16 protein-coding genes and 11 tRNA genes are annotated in these 13,495 nt (G+C 65.8%); 3 read left to right on the plus strand and 24 right to left on the minus strand.

What is annotated here, in order from left to right; translation table 11 throughout:
• Positions 1-4: 4 nt before the first annotated feature.
• From BJY22_RS08475 to BJY22_RS08545, 15 genes are all read right to left on the minus strand, one after another.
• Positions 5-88: transfer RNA gene (locus tag BJY22_RS08475), tRNA-Tyr, on the minus strand.
• Positions 89-601: a methyltransferase family protein gene (locus BJY22_RS41490; protein ID WP_238350834.1), complete on the minus strand. Its 513-nt coding sequence runs from the start codon at positions 599-601 to the stop codon at positions 89-91. It lies immediately after the preceding tRNA gene.
• Entirely contained in the window at positions 508-1,335 is an 828-nt protein-coding gene (locus BJY22_RS08485; protein ID WP_337758384.1) for an alpha/beta fold hydrolase, read from the minus strand. The genes BJY22_RS41490 and BJY22_RS08485 overlap by 94 nt, the downstream gene beginning before the upstream one ends.
• Positions 1,336-1,418: 83 nt before the next feature.
• A tRNA-Glu gene (locus BJY22_RS08490) sits at positions 1,419-1,491 on the minus strand.
• 34 nt (positions 1,492-1,525) lie between these two features.
• Positions 1,526-1,616: transfer RNA gene (locus BJY22_RS08495), tRNA-Ser, on the minus strand.
• A gap of 118 nt (positions 1,617-1,734) precedes the next feature.
• Entirely contained in the window at positions 1,735-2,988 is a 1,254-nt protein-coding gene (locus BJY22_RS08500) for an RtcB family protein (protein ID WP_238350320.1), read from the minus strand.
• Positions 2,960-3,051, minus strand: a tRNA-Ser gene (locus BJY22_RS08505). Before BJY22_RS08505 ends, BJY22_RS08500 begins: the two co-directional genes overlap by 29 nt.
• 9 nt (positions 3,052-3,060) lie before the next feature.
• Positions 3,061-3,133 (minus strand) — tRNA-Gln (locus BJY22_RS08510).
• Between the two features lie 33 nt (positions 3,134-3,166).
• Positions 3,167-3,613, minus strand: coding sequence for an HNH endonuclease (locus BJY22_RS08515; RefSeq protein WP_167205049.1), 447 nt, complete (start codon positions 3,611-3,613; stop codon positions 3,167-3,169).
• A gap of 74 nt (positions 3,614-3,687) precedes the next feature.
• Positions 3,688-3,761 (minus strand) — tRNA-Leu (locus tag BJY22_RS08520).
• A 62-nt stretch (positions 3,762-3,823) separates the two neighbouring features.
• Positions 3,824-3,897: transfer RNA gene (locus tag BJY22_RS08525), tRNA-His, on the minus strand.
• A gap of 2 nt (positions 3,898-3,899) precedes the next feature.
• Positions 3,900-3,973 (minus strand) — tRNA-Arg (locus BJY22_RS08530).
• A gap of 93 nt (positions 3,974-4,066) precedes the next feature.
• Positions 4,067-4,142: transfer RNA gene (locus BJY22_RS08535), tRNA-Pro, on the minus strand.
• A gap of 90 nt (positions 4,143-4,232) precedes the next feature.
• Positions 4,233-4,301, minus strand: a tRNA-Trp gene (locus BJY22_RS08540).
• An 89-nt stretch (positions 4,302-4,390) separates the two neighbouring features.
• Positions 4,391-4,531, minus strand: coding sequence for a hypothetical protein (locus BJY22_RS08545; protein ID WP_167205051.1), 141 nt, complete (start codon positions 4,529-4,531; stop codon positions 4,391-4,393).
• A 376-nt stretch (positions 4,532-4,907) separates the two neighbouring features.
• On the opposite strand from BJY22_RS08545, the gene BJY22_RS08550 reads away from it, so the two are divergent.
• Positions 4,908-4,983 (plus strand) — tRNA-Thr (locus BJY22_RS08550).
• A gap of 90 nt (positions 4,984-5,073) precedes the next feature.
• Here BJY22_RS08550 and BJY22_RS43260 read toward each other — a convergent pair.
• The 7 genes from BJY22_RS43260 to BJY22_RS08585 all read right to left on the minus strand — a co-directional run bounded on the left by BJY22_RS43260 (position 5,074) and on the right by BJY22_RS08585 (position 10,465).
• Positions 5,074-5,658 carry a tyrosine-type recombinase/integrase gene (locus tag BJY22_RS43260; RefSeq protein ID WP_167205053.1) on the minus strand — a complete coding sequence of 195 codons (585 nt, stop codon included), beginning with the start codon at positions 5,656-5,658 and terminating at the stop codon, positions 5,074-5,076.
• A 279-nt stretch (positions 5,659-5,937) separates the two neighbouring features.
• Positions 5,938-7,140 carry a Shedu anti-phage system protein SduA domain-containing protein gene (locus BJY22_RS42875; protein ID WP_202891035.1) on the minus strand — a complete coding sequence of 401 codons (1,203 nt, stop codon included), beginning with the start codon at positions 7,138-7,140 and terminating at the stop codon, positions 5,938-5,940.
• Positions 7,141-7,519: 379 nt separating this feature from the next.
• Positions 7,520-7,744, minus strand: a complete 225-nt coding sequence (locus BJY22_RS08565) for a hypothetical protein (protein WP_167205055.1) — start codon at positions 7,742-7,744, stop codon at positions 7,520-7,522.
• Positions 7,745-8,010: 266 nt separating this feature from the next.
• A complete protein-coding gene (locus BJY22_RS08570) occupies positions 8,011-8,367 on the minus strand; it encodes a hypothetical protein (protein WP_167205057.1) in 357 nt (118 codons plus the stop codon).
• A gap of 333 nt (positions 8,368-8,700) precedes the next feature.
• Complete coding sequence (locus BJY22_RS08575) at positions 8,701-9,078, minus strand: cupin (protein WP_167205059.1); 378 nt, start codon at positions 9,076-9,078, stop codon at positions 8,701-8,703.
• A 58-nt stretch (positions 9,079-9,136) separates the two neighbouring features.
• On the minus strand, positions 9,137-9,646 hold the full coding sequence (locus BJY22_RS08580; RefSeq protein WP_167205061.1) for a cupin domain-containing protein: 510 nt from the start codon (positions 9,644-9,646) through the stop codon (positions 9,137-9,139).
• Between the two features lie 15 nt (positions 9,647-9,661).
• Complete coding sequence (locus tag BJY22_RS08585; protein ID WP_167205063.1) at positions 9,662-10,465, minus strand: alpha/beta fold hydrolase; 804 nt, start codon at positions 10,463-10,465, stop codon at positions 9,662-9,664.
• Between the two features lie 99 nt (positions 10,466-10,564).
• Here BJY22_RS08585 and BJY22_RS08590 point away from each other — a divergent pair, with 99 nt between their 5' ends.
• Positions 10,565-11,059 carry a MarR family winged helix-turn-helix transcriptional regulator gene (locus BJY22_RS08590; protein ID WP_167205065.1) on the plus strand — a complete coding sequence of 165 codons (495 nt, stop codon included), beginning with the start codon at positions 10,565-10,567 and terminating at the stop codon, positions 11,057-11,059.
• 190 nt (positions 11,060-11,249) lie between these two features.
• Here the strand turns inward: BJY22_RS08590 and BJY22_RS08595 are convergent, their stop codons facing one another.
• Both BJY22_RS08595 and BJY22_RS08600 read right to left on the minus strand, forming a co-directional pair.
• Positions 11,250-11,858, minus strand: a complete 609-nt coding sequence (locus BJY22_RS08595) for a gamma carbonic anhydrase family protein (RefSeq protein WP_167205067.1) — start codon at positions 11,856-11,858, stop codon at positions 11,250-11,252.
• Positions 11,859-11,886: 28 nt separating this feature from the next.
• Positions 11,887-12,567, minus strand: coding sequence for an alpha/beta fold hydrolase (locus BJY22_RS08600; RefSeq protein WP_167205068.1), 681 nt, complete (start codon positions 12,565-12,567; stop codon positions 11,887-11,889).
• 279 nt (positions 12,568-12,846) lie between these two features.
• Here BJY22_RS08600 and BJY22_RS08605 point away from each other — a divergent pair, with 279 nt between their 5' ends.
• The gene (locus BJY22_RS08605) at positions 12,847-13,359 is read left to right on the plus strand and encodes a peptidoglycan-binding protein (RefSeq protein ID WP_202891036.1); all 513 of its coding nucleotides are present in this window, start codon (positions 12,847-12,849) and stop codon (positions 13,357-13,359) included.
• Positions 13,360-13,495: the final 136 nt, after the last annotated feature.

The following is a 13,495-nucleotide window of genomic DNA, read 5'->3' on the forward strand; positions in this document are numbered from 1 at the left end:
TGCGTGCAGAAGGCAGGATTCGAACCTGCTGAGCCCGAAGGCAACGGGGTTACAACCCGCCCCGCCTCTCCCGCGACGGCGCTCCTGCTCATCGCCCGGGGAGGTAGCGACCGACCTTCTCCGAGTAGCGCTGGTACTCGTCCCCGAACAACCGGGTCAGTCGTCGTTCCTCGCGGACGACGTCCCGGTGTAGCCCCGCCCCGACGGCGGGCAACGTCGCCAGCACCCAGCCGGAGCCGGTGGTCAGCCCGATCCCCAGCTGCACCAGGACCCAGCCGACGTACATGGGATTCCGGCTCAGCGCATACGGCCCGGTGGTGACGAGACGTCGCGGTTCGGCGAGGTCGGTGGTTCTTGCCGCGTGCAGTGCGCTCGCGATGACGATGCCGCCCGCGGCGATGAGCGGCCACCCGGCGGATCGTGGTCCGACGCGCCACCGACGTACCTGCTCGAGGGCAGCCCCGGCCGCGATCCCGGCCAGGCTCGCCTCAGGGATCGGGAAATTGGTCAGCGTCGTGTTCGTGTGACTTCCTCGAGGAAGGCCGCGGGGCGCTCGATGTGCGGGACATGGCCGGCGTCCTCGATCACGCGGAGCGGCCAGTCGAGTCTGCGGGCGGCCTCTTCGGCAAGGGCCAGCGGTACGAATCGGTCCTTCGCGCCCCAGATGAGCATCGTGGGTACGTCGCTGTGGGCGCGGACCTGTTTGGTGCAGGTGGTTACCAGGTACCGCATCGTCCGCTTGCCGTGCGGCACGCGTGCGTGGCTCCGTGTGTAGGTGGTGAAGGCTTGCATCCAGTCCGGGTTGCGGCGCCGTACGGCATCGAGGTCGGCGAACGCCCACCGCTCGAACCGCTCCATGTTCGCCTCGGACGGACGGAGCGCGAACCTGACAGCCACGGTTCGTAGCCCGATCGGCATGCGGTACGGCCCGACGCCAGGTACGCCGTAGAGCACCAACCGCTGCAGTCGTTCGCCATGACTCGCGGCGAACCCCGCGGTCAGCGTGCCGACGAGCGAGTGCGCGACGACGATCGGCGGCTGATCGCAGGTCAGGGTGAGCAGCTCGTCCAGCCAACTGTTGAACGCCGGCTGGTCCAACCGCGCGACCGGATCGGACTCGCCGAGTCCCGGCACATCAGGTACGACAAGCCGGTGCTGCTCCGCCAGGCGCGGAATCACGGGCGCCCAGTAGGCCCCGCCACACTCGATGCCGCCGTGCAGGAGAACGAGCGGCGCCCCGGACCCGCCCTCGAGCACGACCGTCGCCACGCCGTCGACGTCGATCCGCCGCTCGTCGACAGGCAGGCCCTGCAGGAGCCGCTCGCGTTCCCTCACCACGTCAACGTAGGTCGCTGCGACGTACTGCCGCTTCCGAAGAACTACCCAATCCGCTGGCAGCGGTACTGCGAACAACCACGTACCCCGTACCGGATTCGAACCGGTGATCTCCTGGATGAGAACCAGGCGTCCTGACCACTAGACCAACGGGGCCTGGCAGGGTGGCCGGTCCTTCCCGGCCACCCAGCGGTGAGAGCGAGATTCGAACTCGCGAGCCGACATGCCAGCCGACCGACGGTTTAGCAAACCGCTGCCCCTGCCCACAGGCGGATCCCACCCTGAGGCCCCTGCCGTGTCCCCTGTGCACGGCAGGAACCTGCGTTCTACAGCCCGGCGTAGGCTGACCAGCGTTCGCTGATCTGATGACGGGCTCAGCCGCCTACTCGAATGACGGGCTCAGCCCTTCACGCAGATGACCTGCTTGAGGTGGGCGACGACTTCGACCAGGTCGGACTGGGCGGCGATGACCGAGTCGATGTCCTTGTAGGCGGCGGGGATCTCGTCGATGACCCCGGCGTCCTTGCGGGACTCGACGCCGTCGGTCTGAGCGACCAGGTCCGCGACCGTGTACCGGCGCTTCGCCTCGTTGCGGCTCATCCGCCGGCCCGCCCCGTGTGAGGCCGAGTAGAACGAGCGCTCCGAGCCGAGCCCGCGGACGACGTACGAACCGGTGCCCATCGACCCCGGGATCAGCCCGAGGTCCCCGCGCCCCGCCCGGATCGCACCCTTGCGGGTGACGAGCAGGTCGAGCCCGTCGATGTGCTCCTCGGCCACGTAGTTGTGGTGGCACGAGATCGGCTGCTCGAACCGTACGTCGACCTCGAACGACTCCCGCACCGCCTGCATCACCAGCGCGAGCATGACCGCCCGGTTCCGCGCGGCGTACTCCTGCGCCCACGTGAGGTCGCGACGGTACGCGTCCATCTCCGGCGTACCGGACAGGAACACCGCCAGGTCACGGTCCGGCAGATCCGCGTTGTGCGGCAGCTCCTGGGCGATCCGCATGTGCCGCTCCGCGAGCTCCTTGCCGATGTTGCGGCTGCCGGAGTGCAGCATCAGCCACACACGGTCCTCGTCGTCCAGGCACACCTCGATGAAGTGGTTCCCGCCGCCCAGCGACCCCATCTGCTGCTTGGCCTTCCGCTCGCGGTCCTGCACCCCGTCGTGCAGGCTCGTGAACTCGCCCCACAGTCGGTTCCACGGACGCGGGTCCAGCCCGAGCCGGCGTACCCCGACCGGGTCCTCGTGGGCCCGGAAGCCGACCGGTACGGCGGCTTCGATCCGCGACCGGATCGCCGACAGGTCGTCCGGCAGGTCCGCGGCCGTCAGCGAGGTCAGCACGCCCTCCATCCCGCACCCGATGTCGACCCCGACCGCGGCCGGCGACACGGCCTGGTTCATCGCGATCACGGACCCGACGGTCGCGCCCTTGCCGAGATGCACGTCCGGCATCACCCGGACCCCGTGCACCCACGGCAGCGCCGCGATGTTCCGCAGCTGCCGCAGCGCCTTCGCGTCCACCTCGTACTCGTGCGCCCACATGAGCGTAGAGCTCTTCGCCCCACTCAGCTCAACCGGAAGCTCCACGTTCATCTCCCCACTCTCCTCGTTCGTCTGCATGCGGTGGAAGCGGGACTCGAACCCGCACATCCGGTGAAGGATCGACCGTTTTCGAGACGGCTGCCGGTAGGCCAACGCTCGGCTTATTCCACCTTGGACAAGCTGCCAGGGCAGGGCTCGAACCTGCGGGGCCTCGGGTCAGAACCGAGGGTGGGTCACCGGCGCCCACCTGGCATCGCGCTCCGCCGCGGCACCTGGTGGTGTCGCGTCAGAGCGCTATCTCGGCACGGGAAGGGACCCACGGCTGCCACAGCAGCGGCATACCGGCCTCTTCCGGGGTGCGCGAGCCCTTCTTCTCGTTGCAGTCGGCGTGTGCGGCGACGGCGTTCAGCCACTCGCCCCGGCCGCCACGGGATCGTGGAACCACGTGGTCCATGGTCGTCGCGCCGGCCTTGCCGCAGTACGCACAGGTGTACTTGTCGCGCTTCAGTACGCCGGCCCGCGTGTACTGCAGGCGGCCGGAGGCGTAGCGCCACTTCATCACGACGTACCGGACGAGCCGCAGGACGCGAGGAAGCGGGAACGGTCCGATGCTGGCGCCGTCGTGTGCTTCCTCGACGACGGCGACCTCGCGGACGAGCATCCGGATGGCGTGCGGGATCGACACGACGTGCAGCTGCTCGTACGAGGCGTTCAGGACGATCACACCGCTCATATGTGCTTCCTCCTCCCTTCCAGTGTGCCCGACCCGCGGTCAGCAGGTCGGCGATCTCGGTGTCGGTCGTCGGGTGCGGCCCCAGGGATTCGAACCCTGAACCTCCTGGTCCTAAGCCAGGCGCCTCTCCCAGTTGGGCCAGAGCCGCGGGGGTACTGCGTTTCGTTGCGTACGGCGCGCTCTACGGTGCGTGAGCGCGTCGTCCTCGAGGGTGTCCGGCGGGGCTCGAACCCGCTTCCTCCGGGGCCACATCCCGGTGCCTCGCCCACTTCGGCCTCGGACACAGCACGCCCGGCAGGATTCGAACCTGCACCCTCCTGCTTCGTAGGCAGGCGCTCTGTCCGGTTGAGCCACGGGCGTTCAGGTGCCCTGCGCCGGATGTACTGCGGATTTCCGTCACAGGGCACGCTTGTGGCGCCCGCTCGGCCGGTAGCTGAGCATCCTGCGGGCGCCTGGTCCAGCTGGGAGGACTCGAACCTCCGATCTCCTCAACCCAAATGAGGTGGCCTGGCCGCTGGCCTACAGCTGGTCCTCCCCGGGACCGCGCCGGCCCCGGGGAAATTGCGATGAATGTCCAGTTGTCAATTGTTCGTGCCGATATCCGTGAATACCGGAAAAGCATCGGTGGAGGGAATCGAACCCTCATGACGCGGGTTTGGAATCCGGTCCGCAACCATTGCACACCGACGATGGCCCGATGTCCGGGCAAAAGAAAAGAGCCGCCTGCTGCCGGTTCCCGGCTCAGACGGCTCCTGGAGGTTCTCCCCTCGAAGGGGATCACCCAGGCGGGCCGCCCGTACACGGGCTGGGCTCGATGCTGAGCTGGTGGTGGTAGTAGAAGGTGCCGTCACACAGGGATCGCAGGCACGCCGACAAAGCCACGCGGCCGGGCCGCCAGGCTTCCTTCAGGGTGCGCATGCCGTACACGATCTCTCCTCAGAGTTGTAGTTCCTTGCGGGAAATAGTCTGACCCAACCCCGGGATGAAGTCAACGCATTTCCCAAACAATTACTCCACCGCCATTTGAAGCACCCCTCCGACGCACCTGCCCGAGCTCAGGTTCCCCGCCACCACAATTCCCACCACCCCGCCAGGTGCGACGCCACTCCAGGCTCCCGGTACGACGCGACTCCCGCCTACCCATTCGACGCGACTCACCAGGCACCCCGTACGCCGCCACCCTCACCCCCGCCCGGCGTGATCCCGAGCACACCGAGCACCCCGCCGTACCCCACCCCAGCTATCCGATTCGGAATCCTCCCCCACCTCCCGCTACACTCTTGCCTCGGCACCCGCCGCCTTAGCTCAGTCGGCAGAGCGTCTCACTCGTAATGAGAAGGTCGTCGGTTCGATTCCGACAGGCGGCTCCACAAGAAGTACGCGCTGACCTGCGCAAACCCGGTCCGACACGGGACCGGGCAGCCAGACCGGTTGCAGTTCCAGTTGCAGTTCGGTCCATCTCACGGCGTCCCACCCCACAGGGCACGGCCCATCTGCTGGGCTGCGTCCGCCGCCATTGGTGACGCAACGTGTGTGTAGCGCTGCGTCAGTCGGATGTCCGAGTGACCGAGAATCTCCTGCACGATCCGGACGTGTACACCGAGCTCAATCAGCACCGTGGCGGCTGTGTGCCGTCCGTCGTGCACGCGGGCATCTCGGACGCCGGCCACAGCGAGGAGGTCTTTCCAGTCGTCCCAGTCCTTGCGTGGGTCGATCGGTCGTCCATCTGGCCGACAGAACACGAGGTCATGGTCCTCCCACTCGGATCCGGCCGCGAGCCGCTCAGCATTCTGGGCAACTCGGTGTAGCCGGAGCAGGGGCACTAGCTCAGGAGGCAGCGGAACGGTCCGCTTGCTCTTACCCTTCGGCGGCCGGAACACCAAGACGGGCCCCTCCAGGGCCCGAAAGCGCGCCGCCACCGCAGGGCGGGACGCCTGCCTCCCGCTCCGCTTCGCTGCGCTCCCGGCGCGTCCCTTGGCTTGGCGCGCACGTGCCAACAGGGTGCCGGGTCGAAGACAGCACAACTCGCCATCAACGCTCGACATCCTGTCGGTGCACCACTCGCCGGAATGGCCGGCTACCACCTCGCACGGGTTGCCCAGGCCGCCCGCCTGAACGTGGTTCCCGCATCGCCCCGCTAGCAATCATGGAAGGGGCGGCCCGGCACGGCACGCGTCAAGGGCGCCTACGGCGTCCCTCCGGGAGCTCCGCCCCTTGACCCGCACCGCACCGAACCTAAGGTCGGCAGCTATCGGGGCGATGCGGGAGGTCTGCCCGTCGGCTTTGACACGTAAGCGTCAGCGGACCCGCACGCCCTCCGGACGTTAGTCGTCGCCGACGATGAATCGCGCCCGCTCGTAGAGCTCGTCGAAGGTGAGGATCTCAATGTCGGGGATCGATCGCCGATAGAGCTCGAAACTCGTGGACTTCTCCTGGTTGACATCCCCGTTTGATTCAAATTCTTCGAGCTTGCCAATTATCAGGGCCTGTTTCGGCCTAATGGTGGAGACTTCAAATCCGAGGAATTCGCCGTCTGGTCCGTATGCCTTATAGAACTGTGTAGCAATCCCTCGGATTGCCTTGTCAGTCGTCTTCTGAAGTTGGGAAATCGCTCCTGTCAATTCAGTCGACGGCTGAAAGACGTCAGGCTTCCTGTAAGGCCTGTCCGCCAATAGTGCAGTCGAGGGCTTCTTAATCTCGGTGAACATCAGACTGCTCACGAACCCTCGTGATCGCAGGATAGCGTCGATCCGCTTGCCGGCTCCGCCGAACAGATTCGCGCCGGTTGTGATCTGCTCAAGCCTGTGATCGTCGAAGGACTGGCTAGAAATCAGGCTCAGGCCGTAGCCAAATATCCACTGGTTGGCATCGAAGAAATGCTGCCAAACGCCTTCATCGCCCTGCTTTACATCGTTTCGCGCCTTGTACGCGTCGAAGAAATCTCGGTCTGTCATCAGCTGAAGGAAAGTTCTGACAGCGCCTTTACGGTTCACAAGGACCGCAATGTCTTCCTCGGTAATGGAGCCGCCGAGCGCCGTCCGGACAGCAGAGATTACTGTCGCTTTGTCCTCACCTGCGAGGTGTTGCGCCAGGTCCACTTGATCAGCTTCAACGACCCGAAATGGGTTCTCGGGCAGGGCGATTTCACGAAGGCTCTGCAGGAAGTCGATCACCTTCCAGAAATTCACACGGCAATCGTCCGTATCTACGCTCGCTTTGACCATGTGCGCGCCGGTTGAAGTGGACTCCTCCTCGGCGATCTGCTTTCCCGGCTTAGTCTTGTCCTTCTTCCACAGTCGGATTCTAGGAGAGAATGAGCCGTCCCTGTTGATCAGCTTTACTTGACAGAGAGTGGCGACTTGCTTTCGGTCTTCGAGGACAAAGTCCGTGATCAGTCGCCCTTCAGATTCGTCATAGAAGTAGTAAAATCCAGTCCCGTTGCCGCTGTCGCGGATCACTAGCTGCGAAAAATCTCCGCTTCCAACATCGAATTCCGTATCCGCTCGTGGGAATGAAAGTTCGATCACTATGCCCCCTTGGTCGCTACCCTCTCGGGCCAACGTTGCTGTGCTCGCCCCCCGGCGACACTCGTTACGTAACGCTACCCGCGAGCACAGCGAGCGACAACAGTTTCGCGACGGTAAGCCGGAGCGACCACCGACCCAGGCACTGGCCCGAGCCACAGCGAGCAACGGGAGGGAAGGGGTTGGGAGGCGACCGGGCCGTCCACTGCCATGGGAGGATTTTGGGAGCCGACCACGCGTAACAACGGTCTCAAAGCGGTCCAACTCGCAGCAACCAAGAACGCGAGAATCCCTTGTGCATAAGGGAATAAGCGCCACCTCGCGTAGACCACCAAAGCGACCCCCGCCCATGGCATGGAAGAGGTCCACAGCTCAGACCTGCTCAGGAAACCCACAACAGGAGCCACACTCCGATGGCCACGAGGTAGAGCGGCTTGGCCATGTCGAAAGCACCTGGCGGAAGATCCTTCTTGGGTCCATCGAACATGACCTGCACGGAGCGCCACGCACCGCGGAGGTTCCATCCTGAAGCCCAGAGACCCAGCAGTATCCACACGGTGGCCACAGCGAGGCAGGCGAGACCGGAAATGCGCAGGGCTGTCTTCACGATCGGACAGTAGCGGACCGCCCACTGCGCCCAACAGTTCGACACGGACGGAGACAGCTGACCCTGGCGCCACGATGGATCCGGGACGACTTACGGGGCGGGATTCAACGGGCGGTAACACGAGCCGAGCGGCAGCGACGAACGACCACCACGCGGCGGATCCCTCGGAAATAGAGGGCTTTCGAGCGACAAGACGCAACGTCGAGTAGATCAGCCCGATTATCAGCGGGTTCGGGGTTCGGCCACGAGCCTGTAGAGCAGCGATTCTAGGTGAGCGGAATCCGACGGCCGACGCCCATCTCCTCGGCCTCGTCATCGGTGACAATGGCGAAAACGCCTTGCGGGATACCGGGCAACGTGGCCACATCTGCGGCCACGGTGAGGAGAGGCTCCTCGCTTGCCCCAGTGATGAAGTACAGGTAGTGGTCGCCGAACTCCTCACCATCGTCGTATATCGCGAAAGTTCCGTCGTCTTCCCGCTCTGCGAGGTACTCCTCGACTTCAAAAATCCAGGGACACGGATGGTCATCCGGGATGATGGCCGTGCTCCGCGGCCAGGTGGTACCGGGCGGTGACCCTGTGCTGACGAGCGGTATGTGAATCTCGATGATGAGCTGCGCCATGATCGGAGTCTAGGCAGTAGTGGTGACAGGGGCCTCGGGAGAAGAGGCGTCGGCAGGCCACCGGACCGTCCATGCTCAGTTGCAGTAGCGGTTGCAGTACGCCGCCGTTCAAGGTCGTTCACGGAAGGCCAATCGCCTTGCAAATAAGGCAATGCGAACCACAGCGAACGGACGTGAACGATGCTCAGCAGCACTCGTAATGAGAAGGTCGTCGGTTCGATTCCGACAGGCGGCTCCATCCACCCCAGGCCAGAGGGCAGGTTTCTCGCCTGGGGTTTCTTCATTCGCAGTCGACCCGCGCCGTGCGCGTGCTGGTCTGACCAACTGGTCCGCTCAGGGCTGCCCGGACACCGACGCGGCGACGTGTGCCGCGTAGACGTCGGGCGGACTGGCGACGTAGACGATCTCGGTGTCCTCCTCGGCCCATGAGCTGCTCGACGTACCTGCTGGCAGGTAGAGCACCTCGCCGCCGGCGGCGTAGAGGGTCTCGCCTTCCGCGGTTCGTACGGCGTAGGAGCCCTTGGTGACGATCAGTACCTCGTCGTACGGAAAGGTGATGTCCATCGACTCGCCCTTGTCGAGGCGGGCGAATCCGACGGTCATCCTCGCGTGCGGATGGGTGGCCGCGTCGATCAAGTCGTTGACGAAGATCCGCCGGTCCCCGACGGCGGTCCAGGCACCGTCGCCGTTGCTGATTTTGTGTACTCGCATGGCTTCTCGTCCCCTTCGTAGCTTGTCTGGCTCGGCCGGTGGGTGATCACCGGGTGATCTAGACGAAGAAGCTGTCGTGGCGGAGGAAGAACTCCGCGCGCTCCTCGTCGCTGCGGCCGGCGAGCTCGGCGACGTTCTCGAAGTACTCCTCGCGGGGTGCGCCGGGTGCGAAGAGCATCAGCATCGAGGCCGGCCGGCCGGATTCGTTCCGGAAGGCGTGCAGACCACCAACCGGCACGTAGAGGTAGTCGCCGGCGGTCGCGTCGATCCACCGACGACCGTCGTAGAGCCGCATGGTGCCCGACAGGATGAAGAACGACTCCGACATGGATCTGTGGAAGTGCGTGCTCGGGCCGGTGAACTCCGGGCCCATGTCCACCTTGTACAGGCCGTACTCCCCGTCGGTGGAGTCCGTGGTGGACAGATAGTGGTAGGCGGTGCGCTGGGCGACGTTCGGCCCGGTGGCGGCCACCGGCGGCGAGACGAAGTCGGGCGCGGTGCTCGCCGGTCGGAAGAGCGCGTTGATCTTCCCGGTTTCACCGAGATAGCGCGGATCGGGATAGGACATACTCCGGCCTTCCGGTCAGGCGTGCTGGGTGGCAGGGATGGTGTCGATGAAGTCGCGGGCGAGCTCGACGAGTTCGACGGGATCGGTGAACCAGTCCATGTGGCCCTGGCCTTGGACCTCGATCAGCCGGCTGCCCGGAATCGCCGCGTGAAGCCTGCGCGAGCCGTCGACCGGAATCATGGCGTCGTCGGCGAACCCGATCACCAGGGTGGGCGCGGTGATGGCGGGTAGCAGCGGGCGGATGTCGACGGCCAGACCGAGGTCGACCTGGCGGGCGATGCCGGCCGGGGGCCAGGCATCCGCAAGTGAGTGCGCCAGACCCTCGTGGCCGAACCTGTCCACGGTCGCGGTGCCGAATCCGGTGAGGGTGGAGAAGCGCTTGAACAGCTCGCGGTCGGTCGCCAGAAGTTTGCGCGCGGTCTCGAAGTAGAAGCGGTCGCGCGGTCCGGTGGAGTCGGTCCAGCCCGCGACGAGCACGAGACTGCGGACCAGTTCCGGGTGCCGTGCGGCGACCGTGGCCGCGGCGACGGCGCCGAGCGAGAAGCCGAGCAAGTCCACAGGACCTTCCACTGCCGCACGGGTGGCCGCGGTGATCTGCTCCGAGACGTCGTCCACGGTGAGTTCGCGCCCGTCGTCGGTGGTCTGGCCGCTTCCGCTGAAGTTGGGCCGCACCACCGTCCGGGTGTCGGTGAAGTGGTCCACGACGTTGCCGAAGACCTTCTCGGCGTCGCCGCCCATCCCGTGCACCAGGACCAGGCCAGGTCCCTGGCCGTCGATCTCGTACTGCACCCGGGCGTTCTGGGTGGAGATGAAAGGCATATCGAGCCCCCTGAATGAGTGGTCATTAGATGAGTGCTAAGATAATCAGCACTTGCATGAGTGTCAAGTAAATGAGTGCTCACTTAATTGGGAGGCAAGATGGCAGACGCGGTGGCTGCGGTGCTCGGGCAGTGGCGCAGCGAGCGGCCCGACTTGGACTCGTCGCCGATCGGTATCGTCGGCCGGGTGATGCGGCTGTCACGGTTGTGGGACAAGGAGATCAAGGACTTCCTCGCCCAACACGGCCTGGAGCCCGGAGAGTTCGACGTTCTCTCGACGTTGCGCCGCTCGGGGGAGCCCTACGAACTGACGGCCGGGACCTTCCTCAAGGCGTCCTTGGTCACCACCGGCGCGATCACCCTGCGAATCGACCGGATGCAGGCCAAGGACCTTGTCACCCGGATGCCTGATGCGCAGGACCGTCGTTCCGTCAAGATCCGGCTGACTCCGCACGGGCTCGAGGTCATCGACCGCGTCCTGCCGTTGCACCTCGCCAACCACGCCCGGCTGATCGAAGCCCTCGACGAACGGGACAAGGACAGTCTCGCGGGCATCCTGACTCACCTGCTGGAAGCCAGCGGCGACGTCACCTGAGAATCTCCACATCCGCTCCGGCGTTCACCCTCGGCCACTGCGGGAACGCCGCCGAGTCGCAGGTTTGGGGCTGGAGACAACGGACTCGTGATCAGACGGTCGACTGCTCGATTCCGGCAGACGCCTCCACCCGGACCTCCGGTCAGAGGTCATCTCATGACTCGGGATGTTTCCTCGCTCGTGGTCCGCACTACAGGACGCGGTCGTCGTGGTGGGGTTCGGCGGCTTCGGTCAGGTGGGTGGTGACTAGGCGCATGTCGGCGTCGGCGCCGGGGCGGTTGAGGCTGTCGACTCCGTAGACGGTCTCGTGGAACCGTAGGCCGGCGAGCTTCTCGTTGTAGGTGTCGTGGGCTTCGGGTGCGAACAGCTCGGCCGGGTCGCCGACGGCAATCCACCCGATCGGTACCAGCGCGTTGGCGTCGAGGACCGTGTTGACGTGTACGACGGCGCCGATGCGCACCTCGCTCTGGCGTCCGACGGAGGCGCCGTCGAAGATCGCCACACCGGTCGCGAGGAAACATTCGTCAGCGATCTCACAGCCGCGCAGCATGGCGTGTGGCCCGACGAGCACATGATCGCCGATGGTCACGGGCTGCGTGGTGCTGGCGCGGATCAGCGCCTGTTCGCGCACGATCACCTGTTCGCCGAGCGTCACCGGGCTGCCTTCGGCGGCGATCACGGCGCCGAACGCGACGACGCAGCGGGGGCCGACGGTCACGTCGCCACACAGCACAGCGGTTGGGGCGACCTGCGCGGTCGGGTGGACGGTCGGGGCCTTTCCTTGGTGCTGGATCAGCATCTGTCGTTCCTTGGCTGGGGTGCGGTGGTCATGTCAGCCAGCGGTGCAGCGCGGCGCCGGTCGCGGCGGGGTTCTCCAGCGGGGCCAGATGACCGGTACCGGAGAGCACGACAGCCTCGGCCTGAGGGAGGGCATCGACCAGCTCCTGACGAACAGCGGGCGGGTTGAGCGCGTCCTCCTCGCCGAACAAGACGAGGGTCGGGCAAGTGATGCCGGGCAACAGCGGCCGGGTGTCGGCGCGAGCGATGATCGCCTCCTGCTGACGGGCGAAGACCTCGGGTCCGGTACGGCGCATCATCGCCGCGAGCCTGGCGACGAGTGGCTCGTCGTGCCGGCGCGCCGGGGCCAAGAATGTGGCGACGAGCTGCTCGACGACCTCCTCGAAGCGGTCCTCGCCAACGAGACGGAGCTGGGCGCGGCGACGGGAGGTGGACCTCGGATCGTCGGCGCGGGCGTTGGTGTCGACGAGCGCGAGGCGGGTGATGCGCTCCGGTGCGCGGCGCATGACTTCCAGGGCGATGTAACCGCCCAGTGACAGCCCTGCAAGCGCGAAGCGGTCCGGGGATCCGCTGAGTAGTGCTTCGGCCATCGCTGCGACTGACAGTGGCTCGGTGTGCACATCGCTGATCGACGTCGGTGCCGGATGCGCCAGCGCATGCAACGTCGAGGACCACACCGCCTCGTCGCACAGGAGGCCGGGTACGAACATCAGCGGCTCGGCGGTCGCGATGATCCTGCCTCCTTTCGTTCGCGGTCAAAGGAGAGATCGGGGGCGTGAGGTACCCGGAGGTCCTGTCGGACAGGCCGACGGCACGGCGCCTGGGCATCACAGTGCCCGCGTCCGGTGAGCAGCAAACCGCTGCGCCAACGCATCACGCGTGCCGGTACGGGAGGTGTACGGGCAGCGCCGCGTTGGCGGTGGCGCCTACCGTCCGGACGGTTCAGCGGTGCATCCGGGACGGGTGCGGGACGACTTTCTGGAGGATTGGTGAAGGCACGCATTCTGGGCGCTGTGGTCGGGATCTCGGCGATGCTGGGTGGGGCGTTGGTGGCAGGTCCGGCGCGTGCCAGTGGCAGTTACACGGGCCGGGCCTACGTGGCCGGTGACGGCACGATGTACACCGACTGGTACGACGAGGGTGTGGTGAGTGTCGCCGTTCATCGATCGTCGAACGCCACCTGCTTGTGGCAGGCGATCCTCTGGGCCAACGGTTTCCTCGCGAAGAGCGAGATCGACGGAATCTTCGGTGACCGGACCGATGCCGCGACGCGGGCCTTCCAGCGGTCGCGCGGTCTGTCCGCGGACGGGTCCGCGGGTCGGCAGAGCTGGACGGCCGCGGGCGGCGTCTCACACACCGTGACGGCGTCAGGTTGGGCCAACGGTGTGTACTCCGGACGGGAGCATGGGTTCAACGTTCGTCGCAGCGACGCCGGCAACTACCAGTTCAACCTGGGCAGCGGCTGGCTGTGGGCGTCGTACAACTCCCGCACCTGCTCGTAGCGTGCCCCGAACAACCGTGAACGACCCCGGCCACTGAGCATGATCATTGCTCGAGTTCTGCGAGGATGTCGGATTCGGAACGCGGCGTTCGTAGAACGGGTGAACGGGGCCCAGGCGAGGGCGCCAGACAGGGCAT

Source organism: Kribbella shirazensis (assembly GCF_011761605.1).
Taxonomy (GTDB): Bacteria; Actinomycetota; Actinomycetes; order Propionibacteriales; family Kribbellaceae; genus Kribbella; species Kribbella shirazensis.

Bases quoted from the DNA above. Each gene is read 5' to 3' on its own strand.
- BJY22_RS08500 (WP_238350320.1), bottom strand. From the start codon at position 2,988: ATGTGCGGGTTCGAGTCCCGCTTCCACCGCATGCAGACGAACGAGGAG.
- BJY22_RS08515 (WP_167205049.1), bottom strand. From the start codon at position 3,613: ATGAGCGGTGTGATCGTCCTGAACGCCTCGTACGAGCAGCTGCACGTC.
- BJY22_RS08545 (WP_167205051.1), bottom strand. From the start codon at position 4,531: ATGCGCACCCTGAAGGAAGCCTGGCGGCCCGGCCGCGTGGCTTTGTCG.
- BJY22_RS43260 (WP_167205053.1), bottom strand. From the start codon at position 5,658: ATGTCGAGCGTTGATGGCGAGTTGTGCTGTCTTCGACCCGGCACCCTG.
- BJY22_RS08570 (WP_167205057.1), bottom strand. From the start codon at position 8,367: ATGGCGCAGCTCATCATCGAGATTCACATACCGCTCGTCAGCACAGGG.
- BJY22_RS08575 (WP_167205059.1), bottom strand. From the start codon at position 9,078: ATGCGAGTACACAAAATCAGCAACGGCGACGGTGCCTGGACCGCCGTC.
- BJY22_RS08580 (WP_167205061.1), bottom strand. From the start codon at position 9,646: ATGTCCTATCCCGATCCGCGCTATCTCGGTGAAACCGGGAAGATCAAC.
- BJY22_RS08585 (WP_167205063.1), bottom strand. From the start codon at position 10,465: ATGCCTTTCATCTCCACCCAGAACGCCCGGGTGCAGTACGAGATCGAC.
- BJY22_RS08590 (WP_167205065.1), top strand. From the start codon at position 10,565: ATGGCAGACGCGGTGGCTGCGGTGCTCGGGCAGTGGCGCAGCGAGCGG.
- BJY22_RS08595 (WP_167205067.1), bottom strand. From the start codon at position 11,858: ATGCTGATCCAGCACCAAGGAAAGGCCCCGACCGTCCACCCGACCGCG.
- BJY22_RS08600 (WP_167205068.1), bottom strand. From the start codon at position 12,567: ATGTTCGTACCCGGCCTCCTGTGCGACGAGGCGGTGTGGTCCTCGACG.